We start from the raw sequence: 21,100 nt of genomic DNA, 5'->3' as shown, positions 1-21,100 counted from the left end.
GTCCACGCCATTGACCGATCGAGCGCGCTGGGACCAATTAACTGAGAGATGCTGAGCAGTTGGGCCGATGATCGCAGGCAAGGATGGGATGCCTGATTGGGAGGCCACCCTGAGCCCCATCCACCTTTTGGGAAGTATCCATGATGTTGGGCAGTCGTCTTCGGAACCCACCTGACCTTCAAAAGGCTCTGCAAACCCACGTAGCGGGTGCCGCGGTTTGCTCAGCCCAGAGCCGAGGTGAGCACCTGGCGCAGCACGGTGATGGCTCGAGCGAACTCCCGCGCTGAGCCCGCCGCGAACCCCAAGACGAGCTGGTTATCGCCCCTGGCGGACTGGCTGTAGTTACGTCCGGGGAGGCTCTCGACCGCCCGGCTACGCAATTCTGCGATCACGTCATCGACTGACACCCGGTCGGGCAGTTCGACTGGGACGTGCATCCCGGCGTCTGGTGCGGCAACGGTGGACTCTCCTCCCAACACGTCGTTGAGGGCAGCGACAAGCCGGTCTCGCTTGCTCATATATGACACTCGCATTCGACGAATATGACGAGCCAGATGACCATCTGCCATGAACGAGGCCATCGCGATCTGAGTAGCCATTGGCGGAACCCAGTCGTATTGCTCTAGCACATTCGTCACCACGTCGACGATGCCTCGGGGGACGACGAGATATCCGAGTCGAATTCCTGGATACATGCTGCGTGTAAAGGAGCCGATATACACAACCTGATCGATTCGATCAATCCCTTGAAGGGCGCGCAAAGAGCGGCCAGAGTAACGGAAGTCGCTGTCCAGATCATGCTCGAGAACCCAGAACCCTCGTGACTTCGATTCCTCCAGCAATTCCATCCGGCGACGCATGCTCATGATGACCCCGGTAGGAAACTGATAAGACGGCGAGACGCACGCGAGAGCCGGCGACGGCGCCACTGCTATGGCCCGCTCCAGATCGAAGCCATCGGCATCGACATTGACCGGTTGATTGTTCAATCCGGCCGCAGACAGGACCCCGCGCGCTTCTGGGCTTCCTGGGTCTTCGACCCAGGCGATCTGGCCGGGGTCGGACAGGGTTCTTGCGGCCAATGCCAACGACGCCGGCGATCCACTGGTGACGATTACCTGTTCCGATACACATCGAACTCCGCGGGTCACAGAGAGATGCTGGGAGATCTGCTCGCGCAGTGGCCCGTATCCGATCGTCGGCCCGTAATCCATGGTGAGCGCCTTCGGTGACTTGCGCCAGGCCTGCAAGACGTAGCGGCTCCATGTGTCAATCGGGAAGTCGCCGAACGACGCCGCCCCGGGACGAAACGGAAGAGGTCGTGCCTGCGGAGGCAGGTGGCTGGTGCGGATCGTCCGCCCGGATGTCGCTCTGGCAGAGACGGAGGCGCCAGGTTTTGCCTCGCTGGTGGCGAGTGCTCTCCCTTTCTCTTCGCCCCTACCGAAGGCAAAAGCACTCAGATCATTGGAGACGTAGGTCCCAGAGCCCTGCACCCGCTCGAGGAAACCCTCGCCGGTGAGCTCGTCGTAGACCCTGGTGATAGTCATGCGTGAGACGCCGATGTCTTCGGCCCATCGCCGACTGGAGGGTAGTCGTGAACCTGTGGGGACTTGACCGCCAAGGATCATCTCGCGCAGCCCCTCGCGGAGTTGTTCGTACACCGGGCGGGAGCTTCGGTGGGTATCGGTGAGGATGGAGTTCACGAGGCTGGCCGTGTGGGACATGCGACAGGGTCCTCGCTTTCGATCAGGTCGACGCCACCGTCCTATGCCGACTACCGGAATCCGTGTGCTGAACGGACCAAGTGGTCTAACCGATAGCGTCCAGAATGGCCTTAACTATAACGCCAGATCCGTCCTAACCTGACAGGACAATCAAAACTTCGACAGGATTCCTCGATCGCGCGGAGACAGGCGCAAAGGGCGTCGCTGTCGGAATGTCTGAGAGGAATCGTCATGTCGCAGGGTCGGCCATTAATTTTCGGGTTCAACATCGACCCAATGGGGCATCACAACGGTGCCTGGCGTCACCCGGGCAGCGACCCGAGCAAGTTGCACTCCATTGAGTATGAGATCGAACTTGCGCAGAAAGCGGAGGCGGCGGGGTTCGAGATGCTCTTCATCGCCGATTCGCTCGCCTTCAACCATGGTGCCGCTGACGAAACCGCCTTCGTCAAGGCATTCGAGCCGTTCACACTTTTCGCGGCGGTTGCCTCGCACACGCGCTATCCAGGGTTGGTCTGCACAGTTTCCTCCACCTACACCGAGCCCTACAACCTCGCCCGGTACCTCACCTCGCTCGATCACGTCAGCCATGGTCGCGCCGCCTGGAACATCGTCACAACGGCTGATCCGCTCTCCCCGAAGAACTTCGGACTGGAGGCACCGGTGTCGCACGGCGAGCGCTACGCAGTGGCGAACGATGTGGCTGAGGCTGCATTCGCACTCTGGGACAGTTGGGAGAACGACGCCGTGGTCGCCGATCAGGGCGGCGGTCGGTTCTTCGACAAGAAGAAGGTCGCACCTGCGAACTATCAGGGCCGCTACCGCTCGACCGCAGGTCCACTTAATGTGGTGCCGAGCCCGCAGAAGAGACCAGTGATCGTGCAGGCGGGACAGTCCCCGGATGGACGTGCGTTTGCCGCGAAGTACGCAGAGGTCGTCTACATGGTCGCCCAGCATATCGACGATGCGCGTGAATATTACCAAGACATCAAGCGGCGCATCGCCGACGCTGGACGCGATCCGAAAAAAGTGTTTGTCATCATGTCGGTGCGTGTGCTCGTCGAACCGACAAGCGAGGCGGCAGAAGCCCGAAATCGAGAGTTGTTCGATCTGCTTCCGCTGGAGAAGACCCTGGCGAATGTGTCGAAGCTCATCGGCCTGGACCTCACCTCTGCAGCCTTGGATGATCAGATACCGGAGTTGCCCGAGCCCGGGAGCACCGAGACCTTCCAAACGCAGCTTGCCATGGTGCGCAACCTCGTCGCACGAGGTCAGATTCGCACGCTTCGCGACCTTGGCGTACTTATGAACGGCGGCCAGGGCGTGCTGAGCATCACGGGTGCCCCGCAGACGGTGGCCGACGAGATCCAGCGCTGGGCAGATGCGGGCGTCACGGACGGCTTCATGATCCTGCCCCAGCAAACACAGGTCGATGGCCCCAACTTCACCGACCTTGTCGTGCCTCTCCTCAAGGAGCGCCGTCTTATGGCGGGTGCCAGCCCACAGAAGATGACATTCCGGCAGCGGCTGAACGCCACCGCTGAGCGTGGCTGAACCCATGCTGCCCTCTGAGCGTGTGAAGGCCGCCCTAGCCCGCCAGGATCTCGACCGCCCACCTATCAGCTTCTGGGGGCACGACTACTTCGCGGAGTGGTTCCCAACCAAACTCGCCGCATCGACGCTTGCGGCGGCAGGGGGTTACGGATGGGATTGGATCAAGCTGCATGGAAGACTGTCTGTCCTTGCGGAGAGTCTGGGGGCTGCCTTCAGACCGCACCCCTCCGGAGAAACTCACCCGATGGTGCTCCGCAAACGTGTAGAACGGCGCGCCGACTGGTTTGACGTCATCGACCGCGCCGAACGCACGGATCTCGATACCGTGTTGCAGGAGCAGCTCAACGTCCTTCGCACCGTGAGGGAGGCGGTGGGTGAGGATATGCCGATCGTCCAGACGGTCTTCTCACCAGCATCCGTCGCCGGCCACCTGCTCGGACGTGATCAGAACGCAGTGCGGCGCTGGCTGGCTGACGACCCCGGGCTCATGAGTCGGGTGCTCACTGCGATCTCCGGCTACATCGGCCGGTTTGCCCAGGCTGCTCTCGCCGAAGGGGCAGATGGCGTATTTCACGCGATTTTCCTGTATGCCACGAGCGATTTCATGTCTGAGGAGGAGTATCGTCAGACGCTGCTCCCCTACGACCAGGCTGTGCTGGAGCAGGCTGCGGCTGGGTGGCTGAACATTGTGCACCCATGCGGTGCCCGCATCCACTTCGACCTGGCCGATGCATTGCCGGTGGCGGCACTGAGCTGGTCGGTGCATGACCACGGAAACCCGGACGTCGATGAGGCGCACGCTCGTACCGATAAAGGGCTCGTGACGGGCGTTCGCCGTGACGAATACCTCCTTACCGGAACACCGCAGGAAGCGTATGAAGAGGGTCTGAGGCTGCGCGCCGCGTCGGTACCCGGTCTGATGCTGTCTCCGGACTGCTCCGTGTCGCCGTGGACACGACTGAGGTCGGACAACCTTCACGAACTGCTGCGCGGCGTCCGGGACTGACCCCGGAACAGCCGCGCCGGACGCATTCTCAGTGTAGGCACAGCACTCCGTCGACCCGGCGCGGCAGGCCTGCGCTGTCGTCGCGAAGCTCAGGCGGAAGCACCCACTCAGGCGCATCCTGGTATGCAATCGGGCGAAGGAACCGGCGGAGGGCGGTCGCTCCCACGGAGGTGTGTAGCGAGTTCGTCGACGGCCAAGGGCCGCCGTGGTGCTGCGCCCAACTTACCGCGACTCCGGTGGGATAGCCATTGACGATGATCCGCCCGACTCGTGACGCCATTGCGTCGATGACCAGCGTCACCAGTTCGCCGTCTGCTGACTCCGCGTGGACGCTGCCAGTGAGGGACCCTTCCAGCTCTCGCAGTACGGCAAGTAACGGGCGGATGTCGCTGAAGCGCACGATCATCGTCGTCGGTCCGAAGCACTCCTGCCGATGCGCGGACCGTAGGCGATCGAGCTCCACCGCGAACAGCTGAGGACGAACGCCCGCCGCCTCGGTGCCGTGGCTGATGACGGTCACTGCCTCCGCGTCCGTACGTGCATGGATACCGGAGCGGTAGGCATCTTCGATTCCGCGCGTCAGCAGAGGCGCGCCGGTCTGGCCCGAGAACTGGGCGCTCAGAGAGTTGAGGAAATTGTCGCCTGTCTTGCCCGCAGGAATGAAGACGAGACCCGGTTTCGTGCAGAGCTGTCCCATACTGCCGACCACTGATGCAGTGAGGTCGCTTGCGATCTCTTCCCGGCGTGCTTCCAGGGCGTTCTCAGTGAAGACCATCGGATTCGGCCCGGAGAGCTCGCCGTAGAATGGAATCGGTGTCTCTCGGGTGGCCAGGATGGCCTGGATCGCTTGACCTCCTTGTGCGGACCCCGTGAACGCGACGGCGGCGAGTTGATTTTCCAGGAGCGCTCGCTGGGCCGTCTGGCGGCCCTGCACGAGAGTGAGGAGATCAGGGTGCCCGGCTTCACGGGCCGCTTCCGCCATCACGGCTCCGGTGAAGCGGGACGTCTCCGGATGCCCCTCATGCGCCTTCACGATGACACTGCTGCCCGCCGCGAGAGCGCTTACTGTGTCGCCCCCCGGGACGGAGAAGGCGAGGGGGAAGTTGCTGGCGCCGAAGACCATGACCGGCCCCACCGGGGTGAGCATGCGCCGCAGATCCGGTCGAGGGCCCATCGGTGTGCTGCCGGGATGGTCGATGATCGCCTCGAGGTAGGATCCTTCACGGATGACGTCGGCGAAGAAGCGGAACTGATACAGGGTGCGTGCGAGTTCTCCCTGGATTCGGGTCTCGGCGAGGTGGGTCTCTTCGCAGGCGCGGATGACAATCTCTGACTGGTGTGCTTCGAACGCAGTGGCCATCGTCTCGAGCACGTCTGCGCGGTCTTGACGTGATCGACGACTCCACCGGGTGCTCTCAGCGGCGGAACGGGTGATGAGTTCCGCAACGTCGTCAGGTGTGTCTGCATGGAGGAAAGGGAAGGATTCTGTGGACATTGTTTTCCTGTACTCGGGTATGGCGTGCTGTGGAAGCGTTCAGTCGAGTTCGACGATGGAGGAAATCGAGATCTGTTCGGGGTCTGTGCGCACTTCGAGAACGTATGGTGCGTCCGAGGTGAATGCGCGGTCTAGCGCTGCTGAGAATTCCTCTGCTTCGAGGACGAGCTCAGCCCCGCAACCGAGCCCACGAGCGAGCGCGACGAAGTCCACCTCACCCAGCGTTGTGGCGATCGGACGACCGGGGTATTTGCGTTCCTGGTGCATACGGATCGTGCCGTACTGGCCATTGTTGAACACGACCACGACGATCGGAAGCTGCTCGCGCGCAGCGGTTTGCAGGTCCATCGCGGTCATGAGGAAGCCACCATCACCGGCCACTGCCAGCACCGGCCGGTCGGGGCGGGCCAGCTGCGCTCCTACCGCTCCCGGGATGGCATAGCCCATCGCCCCGGAGCCAGGCCCGACGAAGGTGAAGGGCGCGTTCCACCGAAGAAAACGGGCACTCCATGCGGAGAAGTTCCCCGCATCCGTGACCACGATGGTGTCGGGTGGGAGATGTTCGCGCATCGTCCTGGCGATCTCAAATTGGTCCGCATATCCCGGAGACACCGCACGTCCTTCCGGCGTGGTCTGCGCTTGCCAGGTTTCGTGAGTATCGGTGATCCACGCGCGGCGCTCGCCGGCGCTCGCCGGTTCGAGGGGGTCGGTGCTGAACGGCTCGGCGAGGAGCCGGAGAAACGCCGCCGATGTGGAGACCACACCGAACCCCTCACCGCGCGGGTCAAGCCCGTCGGCATCGACTCCGACGTGAACCACAGACGTCTCTGCGGTGGGTAGCGTATAACCATCGAGGGTGTTCTCATCCAAGCGGCCGCCGACAACGATCCAGAGGTCTGACCCAGTCATCGCTTCCCGGACGATGGGTGCAGCCCCCAGCCCCGCATGCCCGAGATAGTGCGGATGATCGTTGGGGAAGGCATCGGGGCGGCGCCACAGGGTGACCACGCCGGCAGACGCCGACTCAGCCAGGTGCACGGCGGCGGGTGTCGCAGCAGTCGTCATGATCTCACCGCCCACCAGCAGGAGTGGGCGATGCGCGTCGCGAAGCAGGGCCTCGACGACGGCGATCTCGTCGCTGGATGCCTCTGGCTCGGGCCGATGGATCGTGCTGTAGCTCTCACGGCGAACGGGCTCGCGAATAACGTCTTCACGCAGCGAGATCGCCACCGGGCCAGGACGACCGGAAATGGCCGTCCGCACAGCGCGGTGCGTTAGCGCTCCGAGCTCGCTGGGGGCAGTCGGTTCGAAGGCCCACTTGGTAAACGGGCGGAGGAACTGGTCGAGGTCGGTTTCCTGGAAGGACTCTCGGTGTCGGGCTCCGTTGGACACCTGTCCGAGAATCGCAATCATGGGTACCGAGTCCTGCTGGGCGTTGTGGATGCCGATGGAGAGGTTGGCCGCCCCTACCGCCCGCGTCGCCATACAGATGGCCGGCGTCTGAGTGAGCTTGGTATAGGCGTCTGCCATGAACGAAGCTCCGCTCTCATGCCGCGTGGCGACCGTGCGGATGCGCGGCTCATCGTATAACGCATTGAGAACGGCGAGGAAGCTCTCGCCCGGAACGGTGAATGCGATGTCGACGCCGGCATCGGCCAGGGCCCCGACCACGTTTGTCGCCGCCTCCACCGGCTCACCCGTCATGTGTGTTGTCGTATCCATCGACTGTGCCTCAATCGTCATGATGCAACTGTGCATGTTCGTCATTCGAATGGACAAGACCACTCGGAGGCGTGCCCAGGGAGCCACTTCGCCGACGGGCACAGATCTTCTCGGGGTTCAACCTGCCTTCAAGTGGACTACTGGCGCTAGATAGAAATGGGCTGACTCTCATTCCATTTTTTGGGCAGACTGAAGATCCACGTACTGACCTCATGAGAGCGAGCGACACAATGGTGCAGTCAATCCAGGAAAATATGAGTGAGGTGTTCGCGAACGCGCATCCCGATCTCATGCGCGAGCTGTTCGCGAGGTTCCCCTCGGGCGTTGCCGCGATCTGCATCGAGAGTGACGGCGAACCCGACGGGTTTGCGGTGTCATCCTTCGCAGCAGGAATCTCTTTGGAGCCGCCGATCGTGTTATTCAGCGCGATGAAGGAGTCGCGCACGTGGGGAAGACTTCGTCAGCACGATCGCATAGGAGTGTCGATTCTCGGTGTAGAGCAGTCGCTGGTGTGCCGTCGTCTGGCCGCTCGCGAGGGTGATCGCTTTCGTGACGTGCGCATTGAGACCGGAGAACACGGTGCCCTGTTCATCGCCGAGGCTCCTGTGCACTTCGAATGCTCAGTTCACGCCGAGATCGAGGCCGGAGATCACGTGCTGGTTCTACTCCAGGTGCATCGTGGCCGCTTCCATGCCGACGGGAGTCCACTGTTGTACCACCTCTCGAAGTTCCACCGCCTCCTCGCGGCGTGAAGATATTCGACCCTCTCAATCGTCAGATTCTGCGTTTGGCGCTTCCGACGTTCATCGCCGTCAGCGTGCAGCCCCTATTCCTGCTTGCAGATGGAGTGATGATCGGCCGTCTGGGCGTCGAGGCACTCGCAGGTTTCGGGATTGCTTCTGCGGTTTTGCAGACGGTCACAGGGCTGATGGTCTTCCTCGTTTTCTCCACCACCTCGCGTGTCGCCCGGACGATGGGGGCGGGCCGGATCGATCAGGCGATCGCCGAGGGCGTAACCGGAATCTGGTTCGCGGTGGCGATCGGGGGACCCGTCGTCATCGTTGGGGTGTTCGTCTTCCCCGGTGTGCTCACTCTGTTCAATCCGACACCGGCGGTGCACGCCGAGGCCACGGCCTTCATGGCGGTGGCGTTGTTCGGCATTCCCGCTTCGCTCCTCGTCTACGCCGCCACGGGACTGCTGCGGGGGCTGCAAAACGCGGTGATGCCCATGGTCGTCTCCACCGTGGCCTTCGGGATAAACATCCTGCTGAACTGGCTGTTCATCTACGGGTTCGGTCAGGGCGTGGTCGGTGCGGCGATCGGCACTCTCATCGCGCAGTGGGGTATGGCGATCGCCTATCTCGCAGTGATCGTCCGGTATGCGAGGCGCTCTGGGGTGCTTCTTCGTCCGCAGACCGGTCGATGGACCGGAGCAATACAAGATGGCGCCTGGCTACTGCTTCGCACGGCGGCGCTGCGTGGAGCTCTGCTCGGAACTGTCGGTGTGGCGACAGCGCTCGGGACTGCGGAACTTGCTAGCTGGCAGATCGTATTCACAGTGTTCTCGATCACGGGTTTCGTCTATGACGCGCTCGCCGTTGCCAGTCAAGCGTTGGTCGGGTCGGGCTCAGGGCGCAACGACAAGGCATACGTGGCTCAGGTCATCCGGCGTATCGTGGCATGGGGGCTCTGGGTAGGGGCGGTTGTCGGGTTTCTCGTCGGCTTGTCGGCCGGCTGGATCGGTATCTTGGTGTTCGACGATCCCTTGGCCGCATCGCTGGTTTGGCCGGGACTGATCGTCCTTGCAGTGACACAGCCGTTGTTTGCGACGGTGTCGATTCTCGACGGCGTTCTCATGGGTGCAGGTCACATGCGTTATCTCGCGTTCTCCGGCGTCGTCATCTTGGTGCCTTTTGCGCCTCTGCTCGTGCTGCCGCCTCTGCTTTCTTCGGGAGGCGAGGTAGGACTAACCTTTCTCGCCCTCGCGTTCTTCGGGGTCTACATGTTCCTTCGCCTGTGCACGCTGGTGCTGCGGCTGAGGAGGAATCGCGAAACGCTCGGCATTGGCTGATAGCGGTGGCGATGCGGACCTCTCGCTCTGCCGTCAGACCCTCTGAGCTGTGTCAAGAAATTCGGACAGTTTGTGTGCTTTCTCTGGCAAGAGAGACCTGATGGTGGCCACAGTGTCTCGCACCCGTCGTTACTGTCGATGATCAGTCAGTTGCTACTAGACCTGCATGAGGATATTCCGCGGGTCATTCACGCTTCGACGCGATTAGGACATAGCTATACGCTAGATTCTCTGCGCCATATAGACGTCATTCTCTGTAGGCCTTCCCACTGCTGAGGACTGGGAGCTCTGCGCAACCGGAAACTCTAGACCAGACTGGTGTTTGGCGCTGAGCAGGCCAGATGGCGTCGTCGTCGTCTTCCCGGTAAGATGAGCCGGTCTGTGCAGGCGCATGTCTGGGCAGCAGTAACGCAGAGAACCTCCTGTTACGGAAATCCCGTGACCGCAAGACCGAAGGAGGTGGGTTCAATAATGCGTCATTACGAACTGATGGTGCTGGTCGACCCCGAGGTCGACGAGCGCACCGTAGAGCCCACATTGGGCAAATACATGGAGCTGGTCAAGAAGGAAGGCGGCACCGTCGACGAGATCGACATCTGGGGACGCCGCCAGCTGGCCTACGAGATCCAGAAGAAGAACGAGGCCATCTACGCGGTGGTCAACTTCCACTCCACCCCCGACTCCGCCAAGGAGCTGGACCGTCTGCTGCGGTTGAATGAGACCATTCTGCGCACCAAGATCATCCGGCCCGAAGAGTTCAAGATCGCCTGAACCGGCGTCTCGGCCTCAGCTTTTAGGTACACACACCATTCCAGAAAGAGGTACAGACCATGGCCTATAACGAGACTGTCGTCACCGTGGTCGGCAACCTGACCGCCGACCCCGAACTGCGGTTCACCCCCTCCGGTGCGCCGGTGACCAACTTCGTCATCGCCTCCACCCCCCGGTACTTCGACCGGCAGGCTAACGAGTTCAAGGACGCCGAGACACTGTTCGTGCGCTGCTCACTGTGGCGCGAAGCTGCGGAGAACGTGTGCGAATCCCTGACCAAGGGCACCCGGGTGGTCGCCCAGGGACGCCTCAAGGCACGCAGCTTCGAGGACAAAGAGGGCAACCAGCGCACCAGCTGGGAGCTCGACGTCGACGAGATCGGCCCCTCACTGCGCTATGCCACCGCCAAGGTGGAGCGCCAGGCGCCCCGCCAGGGCGGCGGAGGAGGCTTCGGCGGCGGCAACCAGGGTGGCGGCAACTTCGGCGGCGGCCAGCCCTCCGGCGGTTTCGGCGGAGGAGGCGGAGGCGGTTCCTTCGGCGGCGGGCAGCAGCCCGACCCGTGGGGTGGCCAGCCCTCCCAGGGCGGCGGCTGGGACACCGGCCGCAACGACGAACCCCCGTTCTGAGACGGGACACCATTCAATTAACACATTCACCATCCCGCACTCCATGAGGAGCTGCGGGCTCCAACAGATCGGACGACGCTGTCTGAAGAAGGCAGCGCGGCCTGAAGATACAGAAAAGGAGCACCACGATGGCAAAGCCTGACATCAAAAAGCCGGTGAAGCCGAAGGCCAACCCGCTCAAGGCAGCTGACATCAAGGTCATCGACTACAAGGACACCGCCCTGCTGCGGAAATTCATCTCTGACCGGGGCAAGATCCGTGCCCGCCGGGTGACCGGCGTCTCCGTCCAGGAGCAGCGCAAGATCGCCCAGGCCGTCAAGAACGCCCGCGAAGTGGCCCTGCTGCCGTACTCCGGCGCCGGCCGCGGCTGAAACGACTGAGGAAGGAAAGGACAGACCTATGGCAAAGCTCATCCTGACTCAGGAAGTGACCGGCCTCGGCGCCCCCGGCGATGTGGTCGAGGTCAAGGACGGGTACGCACGCAACTACCTGCTGCCCCGCGGCTACGCAATGACCTGGACCAAGGGCGGAGAGAAGGACGTCGAGCGCCTCCGTGCTGCTCGGAAGTCCCGCGAGATCGCCACTGTCGAAGAGGCCCAGCAGATCGCCGAGAAGCTGCAGGCTCAGCCTGTGCAGATCGGGGTGAAGTCCGGTGAGTCCGGACGCCTGTTCGGCACCGTGGGCGCCGCCCAGATCGCTGAGGCCGTTGAGGCCTCAGGGCTGGGAAGCATCGACAAGCGCACCGTCGAGCTGCCGGAGCGCATCAAGGCAGTCGGCAGCTACCATGCCACGGTGAAGCTGCACGCCGATGTGACCGCCACCCTGGACCTCCAGGTGGTCGCAGCGAAGTAAACCGGGTATTCGCTTCACCAACGGCGGCGGGCTTCACCGGGCACATGCCGGGTGGGGCCCGCCGTCGTTCTACGGTGTTCCGCCGCAGAGACTGATGGTCGGCGCAGAAGTACTAGACTCGCCGCACGTGGCCCCGCGTGCCGCAGGGCGGTACACCAATGTCGAAAGGGACCGATGCGTTCGCCTATACCGGATTACCTGCAGGAAGTTCTTCAGAACTGTTCGGCCGATACCTCAGGCCATGTGGCCGACTACATCCCCGAACTGGCCCGGGCGGATCCTGACCGCAGAGCCCTGGCGGTGGCCACAGTGGACGGCTCCACCTACGGCAGCGGAGACGATGAGCACCAGTTCACCATCCAGTCGATCTCCAAACCCTTTATCTACGCTTTGGCCATCGATGACATCGGCCTGCAGGCGGTGCTGGAGGCCGTCGGCGTGGAACCCTCGGGCGAAGCGTTCAACGAGCTCTCCCTGGAGGGCGGAACCGGCCGGCCGCTGAACCCCATGATCAATGCCGGTGCCATCGCGGCGCACCAGCTGCTGAATGCCGAGAGCAAGGACACTGAGCACAAAGACAGTGAGCACCGCGGCACCGCGGACCGTCGGCCCACCGCACCGGAGCACCCGGCACGCACCGATGAGGTGCAGCGACGCACTGACCGGGTGCTCACCGGGCTTTCGGCATGTGCCGGGCGTGATCTGAGCATCGACTACGAGGCTGCAGAGTCGGAGTACCGGGACGCTTACCGCAATCTGGCCATCGCCCATATGCTGCGCACCCACGAAGTCATCACCAATGAGCCGGTCGAGGCAGTCCGGGGCTATATCGACCAGTGCGCAGTGCTGGTGACGGTCCGTGACATCGCGCTGATGGCCGCCACCCTGGCCAACAACGGTGTCCAGCCTTGCACCGGGGAGCGGGTGGTCTCGGCCAAGGCCTCCAGGCAGGCGCTGAGCGTGATGACCACCTGCGGGATGTATGACGCCTCTGGGGCGTGGCTGGCCCGCATCGGGATTCCCGCGAAATCGGGCGTCTCCGGCGGAATCATCGGGGTGCTGCCGGGCCAGGTCGGCATCGCCAGCTTCTCTCCCCGGCTGGACGCCGCCGGCAACAGCGTTCAGGGGGTGGAGATGTTCGAACGTCTCTCGCAGGACATGGGGCTGCACCTGATGAGCAATGAACAGCCCTCCAACACTGCGGTGCGCGGGATCCGGACCATCACGGAGGAGGGCACCTCCACCAGCCGGATCAGGCTGCAGGGGACCATCAGGTTCTCCGGTGCCGAACGCGTGCTGCGCAGTGTGGTCGCCGCCAGCGAATCCGGGCAGCTGGAGGACCGGATCAGGCTGGACCTCAGCAGGGTCGAAAGCGTCTCGGAGACCGGGGTCAGGATGCTGGGCGAACTCATCCGGCGTCTGGAGGAAGCAGGCTACGGGGTGGCCGTCGATGATCCGGAGGGCGTCTGCCCGCACCGCTGAAGCCGGTGGGCGCGGCACGCCTGCCTACGACGCCTGGGCGCCTCCTGGCACCGGGTCCCGGCCCTCTGCTCTGCGCTGCGTGAGATTCTGGTGGGTCGGTGCCGGCGGTGTCCCCTCCGGCTGCCGGGCGGCCACCTCCTGGCGCAGCACCGGTACCACCTCTTCGCCGAGGAGCTCAATCTGCTCCAGAACAGTCTTCAGCGGAAGTCCCGCATGGTCGATCAGGAACAGCTGACGCTGGTAGTCCCCGGCGTAGTCGCGGAAGCTCAGGGTGCGCTCGATCACCTGCTCAGGAGTGCCCACTGTTAGCGGAGTCAGCTCGGTGAACTCCTCCAGTGAGGGGCCGCCGCCGTAGACCGGTGCGTGGTCGAAGTAGGGACGGAACTCGCGGACGGCATCCTGGGAGTTGTGGCGCATGAACACCTGCCCGCCGAGCCCGACGATGGCGTCTTCGGCACGGCCGTGCCCATAGTGGGCGAAGCGTTCCCGGTACAGATCCACCATCCGCCCGGTGTGCTCCTTGTTCCAGAAGATGTTGTTGTGGAAGAACCCGTCGCCGTAGTACGCCGCCTGTTCGGCGATCTCCGGGGAGCGGATGGACCCGTGCCAGACGAAGGGCGGGACCGCATCAAGAGGCCGCGGGGTGGAGGTGAAGTCCTGCAGCGGTGTGCGGAACCGGCCCTGCCACTGCACCTGCTCTTCTCGCCAGAGCCGGTGCAGCAGCGCATAGTTCTCGACCGCCAGCGGGATTCCGGAGCGGATGTCCTTGCCGAACCAGGGATAGACCGGGCCGGTGTTGCCCCGGCCCAGGGTCAGGTCGATCCGCCCCTCTGTGAGGTGCTGGACATAGGCGTAGTCCTCGGCAATGCGCACCGGATCGGTGGTGGTGATCAGCGTGGTGGCGGTGGAGAGCAGAATACGTTCGGTCTGTGCGGCGATGTGGGCCATGAAGATCGGCGGGTTGGCCGGGGCGACGAACGGGGGGTTGTGATGCTGCCCGATGGCGAAGACATCGAGTCCCACCTCCTCGGCCTTCTTGGCCACGGCCACAGTGGCGGTGATCCGCTCGTGTTCGGTGGGGGTGCGCCCGGTGACGGGGTCGGGAGTCACATCACCGATGGAAAAGATGCCGAACTGCATAATGCTCCTGCCCAGAGTAGGTGAGGGGGTGAAAGAAAGGCCATGAAGCCACCACACTTGATATTACTTCAAATTTGAAATACTTGCACATCGCTGTGACCAGGGGGTTTGTTTCCCTTCCGCGCATAGGTTCTCCATGTTGTGGATTATCTTGTGGAAAAAGTGGTGCATCTGGGCGCTCATACACCCATATCCGGCCGACAGCAAGTGCCTCCAGGGGATGGAGAAACGGGTAGAAAAAAGTCTGAATCCACAGCGTGTCGCTACATCATCCCATGTCAGAGCAATACTCATGAGACCTACACAGTGTCATCCACAGGTTTACCCTCAGGTTCTGCACAGGACACGCCGTACTCTCCACATTTTATCCACAACCCCTGTGGCGAAAGGTCTTGCTCGGGGGCCAAACTCGGCCTACAGTGGCAAACGTCCCTCCGCACCAGTGTGGGGTGCGTCTCCGCCCATCAGGAGTGGGGACACAGCCCCGGAAGGTGTGGGAGCTGATGTATTGAGTTCCCGACTGACGTGGGTATTGGCCGGCTGTACGCCGGCGTGCATCCTCGTCGGCCACCGTCCGCCTCACAGCGGCCGGACTGAGTGAACCGGACAGGCGATCTCCTGCTGCCAGGAGAGTTCGCGGCTGCCCTGGGATCTCCGAGGGACGCAGTGAGATCGGATCGCCGGACCTAGGCGAAGGGAAGGGGATCACGGCCGGTCGGCCGTGATCCTGCCGAAGACCCCACCAAGGGCCGGTCCGGTGATCCGGTCGTCTCATCCTCCCCACGGTCAGTCACGGCTGCGCTGGACAAACCTCGCCACTCTGTCTGGCCACGTCTCCAGGTCCTCAGGGGTCTCCGCAATCGCCAGCTGCGCCCCTGGAATCAGCCGCTGCAGCTGTTCGGCGGTGGACACCGGGTGAGCATGATCGTCCACCCAGGCCAGGATCTGCACCGGAATCTGCAGCTGGGCCAGCTGCTCCTTCGGCGGCAGATCGGTCAGGGCAGCGCCCCGGAAGATGGAGGGAAGCAGTTCTTGGCTCACCGCCGGCACCCGCTCCTTGGTCCGATCGGCCAGCGCGGGGGGAGGAAGCACAGACTCTCCCACCCGGATGAAGGCCCCGATGCCCTCATTCTCCACCAGCGCTGCTGATTCCTCGTAGTGGCCTGCCTGCCCCCTGCGAGTCTCCCATCCGGTGGGCGGTACCAGCAGGGTCAGCGAAGCGAACCGCTCAGGGGCCTTCAGCGCCGCATAGAGCTGGGTGGCCGCGCCCATGGAGGGCCCGCCGGTATGCACGGCCATCCCTGGGGCCACCGTCTCCAGCAGCGCCAACAAGTCATCTGCCAGTTGGGGCCATACGTAGTCCTCCGGCACGGCGCGGCCGGTGGAGGACCCGTGCCCCCGGGCGTCGTAGCGCAGGACCCGAAAGTCTCCGAGCCGCCCGGTGACGTCCAAGCCTGCCCGGTGCTCGCGCCACGCCGAGGAGGTCAGCCCATGCATCTGAACGAACAGCGGAGCGCCGTCGTCGCCGGTCAGCTCATAGGCGAGCGTGGCTCCTACCGTCTGAAACATGCCCACGGCTGCGTCTTTTACCTTTCAGTCAGTGCTTGTCCCGGTGGCGGGGAGACCCCGCGCGCCTCTGGACCGGCTTGCACCGGCCATCGCGCCTCAAGCAGCTGCTCAAGGCACCCCCCATGTGTCCGGATCATTGTTAACCGGAGGTTTCGGCGGCAACATGTTGACGACGCCGCATCCGTCTACAATACGCCCATGCGGCTGACCAATGTCTCGCAGATGCAGGTACAGCCCGGAAGGCTGTACAGCTATTCGGTGCGCACCCACCCTCCGGACCGCCATCCGCCACTCCGGCTGCCGGTCTCCTTCGACCAGGACCGCCATGTCAGCTTCGGCTCCCGGCCCGGCTCCTGGATGGCCGTCGCCTTCTCCCTGCCGGTGCCCGCCAGCCGCGAGACCATCGCCGAAGCATGGTCACAGGTCATCAGCCGGCACGGCACTCTGCGCAGTGTCTTCACCTGGAAAAACCACAACGACGGCGCCCCAGAGCCTGACCCGCCCAGCCGGCAGCTCAGCGGTGGTCCGCAGACCCGGCTGTGCCTGACGGCGGTGAACATCACCCCGGGTGAGTGGGAGGAGCTCAGCGATGCTGGTGCCCAAAGCCCCGATGTTCTGCGCAGCCGCCTGCGCAGCCACTTCGACCAGGTCTGCCGATCCTTCGCCACCCCGTCCTACCGACTGTGCGTGATCGAAGAAGAGACCGGAGAGCGCACCCCCCAGGTGATCATCGGCTCCGACCACGCTCATATCGACGCGTGGAGCCTGCTGGTGCTGGCCCGGGATATGGCCGAATGCGTCCAGGACGTGCTTGCCGGAGAGCCCGTCGGCGCGCGGCTCCCCCCGGCTGAGGCCTTCGCCGCCCATTCCCAGCAGCTGGAGGACCAGCCGTTCCCGCCTCAGGAGGTGCTCTCCCGCTGGAGCGACATTCTGGCCGCCGGCGGTGGTTCGATGCCCCGGTTCCCGCTGGATCTCGGCGACATCTCCCAGCCGGTGGAGGAGATCGTGGAGATCCGCGACGTGTTCGACTCCGAAGAGCTCGCCCAGGTGGAAGTCCATGCCGCTGAGCATCAGGTGAGGCTGATCGCCGTCGCGGTCTCTGTCATGACCCGACTGGCTGGCGAACTCTCCGGCGAACCCTTCCGCGCGGTCTTCCCGGTCCATTCCCGCCATGACCGCCGCTGGTTCGACTCAGTGGGCTGGTTCATCACCAACTCGGTCCTGGAGAACCACCAGGACGACTATCAGGGCTCATACGCCGCGGTGAAGGAGGCCGCCCGGCTCGGCTCCTACCCCCTGGCACCGATCATGCGGCCCCACGGAGGGATGCCGCAGGACCCCGGAATGTTCGCGATGTCCTGGCTGGACCACCGGAAGCTGCCGGTCAATGTGGCTGAGGAGCTCAACCCACAGCATGTCTCTGCGGTGATTCGCACTGACGGGGTGATGATCTGGTTCGTCATCAACCAGACCGGAATGCACCTGCGCTGCCGCTACCCGGACACCCGGCAGGCCAGGCGCTCGATGCGCACCTGGCTGGCAGGTCTGGTCTACGGGCTGCGGGCACCGCTGGAGCAGCAGGCGCTTCGAGCACTCAGAGCAGACCCCTCCTCAGAGTTCCCCTCCAGCAAGAAAAGGTAGAGTGGTGCCCCGCTTCGATCCCCCTATGCGCCTAAGGAGACTGCCTGCGTGAGTGTGGACACCTACGACCCCAGCACCGGTGCCGGGGCTGAGTCGCGCACCCCGCCGCAGGACATGGTGGCCGAGCAGTCTGTGCTGGGCGGCATGATGCTCTCCAAGGACGCCATCGCCGATGTGGTGGAGATCCTGCGGGGCCGTGACTTCTACCGCCCGGCCCACGAGATGATCTTCGAGGCCATCATCGATCTCTACGGCAGGGGCGAGCCGGCCGATGTGGTGACCATCTCCGACCAGCTGACCAAGACTCAGCAGCTGCAGCGGGTGGGCGGACCGGCTTATCTGCACAACCTTGCCCAGGCCGTTCCCACTGCGGCCAATGCCGCCTTCTACGCAGATATCGTCCGCGAGCGCGCAGTGCTGCGCCGCCTGGTGGAGGCCGGGACCAAGATCGTGCAGCTGGGCCACACTGCCGATGGTGAGGTCGACGCCATCGTCAATGAGGCGCAGGCGGAGATCTACAGTGTGGCGGAGAACCGGCAGACCAGCGATTACGCGCGGCTTTCGGAGATTCTGGCTCCGACCATCGAGGAGATTGAGGTCAACGCCGCCAACGACGGCACCCTCAGCGGAATCCCCACCGGTTTCCGTGACTTGGATGACCTCACCCACGGGTTCCACGGCGGGCAGCTGATCGTCATCGCCGCCCGCCCGGCTATGGGCAAGTCGGTGCTGGCCCTGGACTTCTCCCGCTCGGCATCAGTGGCCCAGGGGATGACCACAGCGTTCTTCTCCCTGGAGATGAGCAAGGTCGAGCTGACCATGCGCCTGCTGGCCGCGGAGTCCCAGGTGCTCTTCGGTGACCTGCGCCGGGGCTCCAGCCTCAAGGACGAGGACTGGGAGAAGATGGCCCGGGCCATGGACAAGTTAGAGCAGGCGCCACTGTTCATTGATGACGCGCCGAATCTGACGCTGATGGAGATCCGCGCCAAGTGCCGGCGGCTGAAGCAGCGTGAGAACCTCAAACTTGTGGTGGTGGACTACCTGCAGCTGCTGATGTCCGGCAAACGGGTCGAATCCCGCCAGCAGGAGGTCAGCGAGTTCTCCCGCACCCTGAAGCTGCTGGCCAAGGAGCTCGATGTGCCGATCGTGGCCCTCTCTCAGCTCAACCGCGGCTCTGAGCAGCGCCCGGACAAACGCCCGCAGGTCTCTGATTTGCGTGAATCGGGTGCCATTGAGCAGGACGCCGATATGGTCATGCTGCTGCACCGTCCAGAGGTCTACGACAAGGAGACCGAGCGCGCTGGTGAGGCCGATATCATTGTCGCCAAGAACCGTAACGGGGCCACCCGGGACATCACGGTCGCCTTCCAGGGCCACTTCCAGCGGTTCAGGGACATGGCCCGGGACTTCTGAGCGGTGCTGGTTCCGCCGGGCGGCAAAGCCACCTCGGCTCTCGGCCGCGCGCAGAGGCCGCGGCCTTCACACCTGAAGCTGGTGTCACGCCTTCGGCGCTCAACCCTCAATCGCCTCGGAGGAGATCGAGCAAGCTCGACTCTCCGCTCGGCTCAATCGGGTCTCCTCCGGCGAGCCCAGTCCGCTGAGCTTTCGGCCGGGTGAGCCCGGCCATCACGCCTGTCTGAAGCGAGTGTTGTGCTGTCTGCTGGGCATCAGCCCAGGGCAGCTCTTCGGATCGGGGGCCGGTGGCGGCAGTTAGTCTTGGGTGATGAACTCCCGTTCTTCCGATGTCGGTGATGAGCGCCCGCAGCAGACAGCGGCGGCACGAGCGTCGTCGGCTGCTGGGGAACTCACTGACACCGCCCTGGGGAACGTGTCCCAAGAGCGCGCTTCTGCGATCGAGCAACGGTGGGAGAGATGGCTGGTCTGGCCGGTACTGATCGCGGCGCTGGTCTCCGTGCCTGCGGTCTTCCTGACCCTGATGGATGAGCCCTTCGAGATGATCGGGCACGTAGGTCTGTGGATCACCAGTGCGGTGCTGGTGTTCGAGACCATAGTCTTTTTCCTCGTCTCGCCCAGGAAGGTCGACTGGCTGCGCCGGAACTGGTGGCTGGTGGGACTGACAGTGCTGGTGATCATCGGTCTGGTCTTCAGCATCGGGCCGATGCAGATCCTTCGACTGTTGCGCAGCGTCGGCGCGTTGCGGGTGCTGCGTGCCAAGCAGGTCGCCAAGGCCGGGCACTCCCTGCAGAAGTCGAGCTCATCGCGGTGGCGGCGGCGTCTGGGAACCATGCTGGCCACAGTTGTGGTCTCGGCCTTCGTGGTGGTGGCGCTGATCGATCCCGAGTCGCCGGCAAGGACGTTCCTGGACGACCTGGTGGGTGAGGACTGGGCAGTGGTGGCAGCCATCGGGGCCGGGGTCCTGCTGTTCGGGGCGACGTATCTCCTGGTGCGCCAACCCCGGGGCAAGGATGACGAGTCCGATGACTAACCGGCGGGCAGCCTTCGGCGCGTGGGCTTCAGCTCAAGCGCCGGTGGTCTCACACTCACTGGCCTGCGGTTGAGACCCCAGAGGCGGTGGCCCGTTATCCGTTGAGCAGCACCAGAATGTGTTCGAGGAACAACACGCCGGCCACGGAGTAGACCACGCCGATCCACAGTCCGTGGGTGAGGCTGAACCAGAACCGGCCGGTGGCCACCAGCAGGCCGAAGGCAGCCGGCAGGCAGGACATGCCGTAGCCGACCACCACCAGCCAGAGTCCGGTCAGTTCCGCATTGGCCAGCATGAACAGCCCCACGCCCAGTGTCCAAACCATGGTGGGTTCGAACAGCAGGGCGGCGATGATCAGCCCGGTGAGCACCGCCCAGAGGTAGCGGGCTGCCCTGACGCCGCGCCGTGCCGCAGTACGCCCACGGTGTGGGGTCTTAGCGGTGCGTCTCCCACTGCGCGGTTTCGCCGAGGGGCGCCCCTGACCACCTCGTGCGGATGTCGGCTTCCGCGGCGGGCTGGGGCGCTTCTTGGTGTTCCTGCTCATCCTTCCGCCAAGCCTACCGCCAGGGCAGGCCGCCAGCGGGAAGGCTCAGAGGTCGGAGAGGTAGGGGAGCAGAAGAACCAGTAGCATCAGACCCACGCCGATGACCAGGGTGATGGTCACGGTGCGGTTGGACGCCGATAAGCCCAGGTCATCATTGTCGTCATGGTGGGGGCCCGGACGGACTTTCTCACGCCGGGCAGGCTGCAGACCGAAGCCGACATGGGCTTGGTCTTGTTCTTGTGACGTCATGGTCACCTCGCTGAACCCGTTGGTCGAAAAAAATAACTCTGTGTTGGGTTCGACTGTAAGCACCTACGCTGGAAGCGGCCTGAGCAGAGGGTCAATCTTTGCGTCGAATTCTCGCGGGGGCTGGATGCACGGTGGAGAGGCGTGGGCTCCGGAAAGGACGTTTGCGGCGTCGTGCGGTGCTCATCACGGTCCCACAGAGGACCAGGGC

19 protein-coding genes are annotated in these 21,100 nt (G+C 63.8%); 12 read left to right on the top strand and 7 right to left on the bottom strand.

Features of this window, described 5'->3' with window-relative positions; genetic code table 11:
• Positions 1-221: 221 nt before the first annotated feature.
• On the bottom strand, positions 222-1,724 hold the full coding sequence (pdxR, locus tag DVO78_RS09515) for a MocR-like pyridoxine biosynthesis transcription factor PdxR (RefSeq protein WP_120004579.1): 1,503 nt from the start codon (positions 1,722-1,724) through the stop codon (positions 222-224).
• Between the two features lie 231 nt (positions 1,725-1,955).
• On the opposite strand from pdxR, the gene DVO78_RS09510 reads away from it, so the two are divergent.
• Together DVO78_RS09510 and DVO78_RS09505 are read left to right on the top strand one after the other, a co-directional pair.
• Complete coding sequence (locus DVO78_RS09510; RefSeq protein ID WP_120004578.1) at positions 1,956-3,278, top strand: NtaA/DmoA family FMN-dependent monooxygenase; 1,323 nt, start codon at positions 1,956-1,958, stop codon at positions 3,276-3,278.
• A complete protein-coding gene (locus DVO78_RS09505; RefSeq protein ID WP_120004577.1) occupies positions 3,271-4,284 on the top strand; it encodes a uroporphyrinogen decarboxylase family protein in 1,014 nt (337 codons plus the stop codon). The genes DVO78_RS09510 and DVO78_RS09505 overlap by 8 nt, the downstream gene beginning before the upstream one ends.
• A 28-nt stretch (positions 4,285-4,312) precedes the next feature.
• On the opposite strand, the gene DVO78_RS09500 is transcribed toward DVO78_RS09505, so the two are convergent.
• Both DVO78_RS09500 and DVO78_RS09495 read right to left on the bottom strand, forming a co-directional pair.
• Positions 4,313-5,779: an aldehyde dehydrogenase (NADP(+)) gene (locus tag DVO78_RS09500; RefSeq protein WP_120004576.1), complete on the bottom strand. Its 1,467-nt coding sequence runs from the start codon at positions 5,777-5,779 to the stop codon at positions 4,313-4,315.
• A 39-nt stretch (positions 5,780-5,818) separates the two neighbouring features.
• Entirely contained in the window at positions 5,819-7,522 is a 1,704-nt protein-coding gene (locus DVO78_RS09495) for a thiamine pyrophosphate-dependent enzyme (protein ID WP_157983975.1), read from the bottom strand.
• Between the two features lie 233 nt (positions 7,523-7,755).
• On the opposite strand from DVO78_RS09495, the gene DVO78_RS09490 reads away from it, so the two are divergent.
• The 7 genes from DVO78_RS09490 to DVO78_RS09460 all read left to right on the top strand — a co-directional run bounded on the left by DVO78_RS09490 (position 7,756) and on the right by DVO78_RS09460 (position 13,303).
• The gene (locus DVO78_RS09490) at positions 7,756-8,253 is read left to right on the top strand and encodes a flavin reductase family protein (RefSeq protein ID WP_157983974.1); all 498 of its coding nucleotides are present in this window, start codon (positions 7,756-7,758) and stop codon (positions 8,251-8,253) included.
• Positions 8,250-9,572: an MATE family efflux transporter gene (locus DVO78_RS09485; protein ID WP_238385229.1), complete on the top strand. Its 1,323-nt coding sequence runs from the start codon at positions 8,250-8,252 to the stop codon at positions 9,570-9,572. The genes DVO78_RS09490 and DVO78_RS09485 overlap by 4 nt, the downstream gene beginning before the upstream one ends.
• 471 nt (positions 9,573-10,043) lie before the next feature.
• Positions 10,044-10,343 (top strand): 30S ribosomal protein S6, encoded by a 300-nt coding sequence (gene rpsF / locus DVO78_RS09480; protein ID WP_120004573.1) that lies wholly within the window; start codon positions 10,044-10,046, stop codon positions 10,341-10,343.
• A gap of 59 nt (positions 10,344-10,402) precedes the next feature.
• Positions 10,403-10,969, top strand: a complete 567-nt coding sequence (locus DVO78_RS09475; RefSeq protein WP_120004572.1) for a single-stranded DNA-binding protein — start codon at positions 10,403-10,405, stop codon at positions 10,967-10,969.
• A gap of 128 nt (positions 10,970-11,097) precedes the next feature.
• Positions 11,098-11,340, top strand: coding sequence for a 30S ribosomal protein S18 (gene rpsR, locus DVO78_RS09470; RefSeq protein ID WP_120004571.1), 243 nt, complete (start codon positions 11,098-11,100; stop codon positions 11,338-11,340).
• Positions 11,341-11,368: 28 nt separating this feature from the next.
• The gene (gene rplI, locus DVO78_RS09465; RefSeq protein WP_120004570.1) at positions 11,369-11,821 is read left to right on the top strand and encodes a 50S ribosomal protein L9; all 453 of its coding nucleotides are present in this window, start codon (positions 11,369-11,371) and stop codon (positions 11,819-11,821) included.
• Between the two features lie 174 nt (positions 11,822-11,995).
• The gene (locus DVO78_RS09460; RefSeq protein WP_120004569.1) at positions 11,996-13,303 is read left to right on the top strand and encodes a glutaminase; all 1,308 of its coding nucleotides are present in this window, start codon (positions 11,996-11,998) and stop codon (positions 13,301-13,303) included.
• Positions 13,304-13,327: 24 nt separating this feature from the next.
• Here the strand turns inward: DVO78_RS09460 and DVO78_RS09455 are convergent, their stop codons facing one another.
• Complete coding sequence (locus DVO78_RS09455) at positions 13,328-14,443, bottom strand: LLM class flavin-dependent oxidoreductase (protein ID WP_120004568.1); 1,116 nt, start codon at positions 14,441-14,443, stop codon at positions 13,328-13,330.
• 786 nt (positions 14,444-15,229) lie between these two features.
• On the bottom strand, positions 15,230-16,012 hold the full coding sequence (locus DVO78_RS09450) for an alpha/beta fold hydrolase (RefSeq protein ID WP_120004567.1): 783 nt from the start codon (positions 16,010-16,012) through the stop codon (positions 15,230-15,232).
• A 198-nt stretch (positions 16,013-16,210) separates the two neighbouring features.
• On the opposite strand from DVO78_RS09450, the gene DVO78_RS09445 reads away from it, so the two are divergent.
• The 3 genes from DVO78_RS09445 to DVO78_RS09435 all read left to right on the top strand — a co-directional run bounded on the left by DVO78_RS09445 (position 16,211) and on the right by DVO78_RS09435 (position 20,099).
• Positions 16,211-17,653: a condensation domain-containing protein gene (locus tag DVO78_RS09445; RefSeq protein WP_120004566.1), complete on the top strand. Its 1,443-nt coding sequence runs from the start codon at positions 16,211-16,213 to the stop codon at positions 17,651-17,653.
• A gap of 48 nt (positions 17,654-17,701) precedes the next feature.
• Positions 17,702-19,066, top strand: a complete 1,365-nt coding sequence (gene dnaB, locus DVO78_RS09440; protein WP_420799085.1) for a replicative DNA helicase — start codon at positions 17,702-17,704, stop codon at positions 19,064-19,066.
• Positions 19,067-19,376: 310 nt separating this feature from the next.
• Positions 19,377-20,099, top strand: coding sequence for a hypothetical protein (locus DVO78_RS09435; RefSeq protein ID WP_238385228.1), 723 nt, complete (start codon positions 19,377-19,379; stop codon positions 20,097-20,099).
• 94 nt (positions 20,100-20,193) lie between these two features.
• On the opposite strand, the gene DVO78_RS17555 is transcribed toward DVO78_RS09435, so the two are convergent.
• Positions 20,194-20,643, bottom strand: coding sequence for a hypothetical protein (locus tag DVO78_RS17555; protein WP_157983973.1), 450 nt, complete (start codon positions 20,641-20,643; stop codon positions 20,194-20,196).
• Between the two features lie 45 nt (positions 20,644-20,688).
• Positions 20,689-20,892, bottom strand: a complete 204-nt coding sequence (locus tag DVO78_RS09425; protein WP_120004564.1) for a hypothetical protein — start codon at positions 20,890-20,892, stop codon at positions 20,689-20,691.
• Positions 20,893-21,100: the final 208 nt, after the last annotated feature.

Source organism: Nesterenkonia muleiensis (assembly GCF_003600155.1).
Classification (GTDB): Bacteria; Actinomycetota; Actinomycetes; order Actinomycetales; family Micrococcaceae; genus Nesterenkonia; species Nesterenkonia muleiensis.
Note: the sequence above shows the minus strand (reverse complement) of the source record. Positions and strands in the feature narration are given on the sequence as shown.

Bases quoted from the DNA above. Each gene is read 5' to 3' on its own strand.
- DVO78_RS09435 (WP_238385228.1), top strand. From the start codon at position 19,377: ATGAACTCCCGTTCTTCCGATGTCGGTGATGAGCGCCCGCAGCAGACA.
- DVO78_RS09455 (WP_120004568.1), bottom strand. From the start codon at position 14,443: ATGCAGTTCGGCATCTTTTCCATCGGTGATGTGACTCCCGACCCCGTC.
- DVO78_RS09495 (WP_157983975.1), bottom strand. From the start codon at position 7,522: ATGACGATTGAGGCACAGTCGATGGATACGACAACACACATGACGGGT.
- DVO78_RS17555 (WP_157983973.1), bottom strand. From the start codon at position 20,643: ATGAGCAGGAACACCAAGAAGCGCCCCAGCCCGCCGCGGAAGCCGACA.
- DVO78_RS09500 (WP_120004576.1), bottom strand. From the start codon at position 5,779: ATGTCCACAGAATCCTTCCCTTTCCTCCATGCAGACACACCTGACGAC.
- rpsR (WP_120004571.1), top strand. From the start codon at position 11,098: ATGGCAAAGCCTGACATCAAAAAGCCGGTGAAGCCGAAGGCCAACCCG.
- DVO78_RS09475 (WP_120004572.1), top strand. From the start codon at position 10,403: ATGGCCTATAACGAGACTGTCGTCACCGTGGTCGGCAACCTGACCGCC.
- rpsF (WP_120004573.1), top strand. From the start codon at position 10,044: ATGCGTCATTACGAACTGATGGTGCTGGTCGACCCCGAGGTCGACGAG.
- DVO78_RS09445 (WP_120004566.1), top strand. From the start codon at position 16,211: ATGCGGCTGACCAATGTCTCGCAGATGCAGGTACAGCCCGGAAGGCTG.
- DVO78_RS09510 (WP_120004578.1), top strand. From the start codon at position 1,956: ATGTCGCAGGGTCGGCCATTAATTTTCGGGTTCAACATCGACCCAATG.
- DVO78_RS09450 (WP_120004567.1), bottom strand. From the start codon at position 16,012: ATGTTTCAGACGGTAGGAGCCACGCTCGCCTATGAGCTGACCGGCGAC.
- DVO78_RS09425 (WP_120004564.1), bottom strand. From the start codon at position 20,892: ATGACGTCACAAGAACAAGACCAAGCCCATGTCGGCTTCGGTCTGCAG.
- rplI (WP_120004570.1), top strand. From the start codon at position 11,369: ATGGCAAAGCTCATCCTGACTCAGGAAGTGACCGGCCTCGGCGCCCCC.
- DVO78_RS09460 (WP_120004569.1), top strand. From the start codon at position 11,996: ATGCGTTCGCCTATACCGGATTACCTGCAGGAAGTTCTTCAGAACTGT.
- pdxR (WP_120004579.1), bottom strand. From the start codon at position 1,724: ATGTCCCACACGGCCAGCCTCGTGAACTCCATCCTCACCGATACCCAC.
- DVO78_RS09490 (WP_157983974.1), top strand. From the start codon at position 7,756: ATGAGTGAGGTGTTCGCGAACGCGCATCCCGATCTCATGCGCGAGCTG.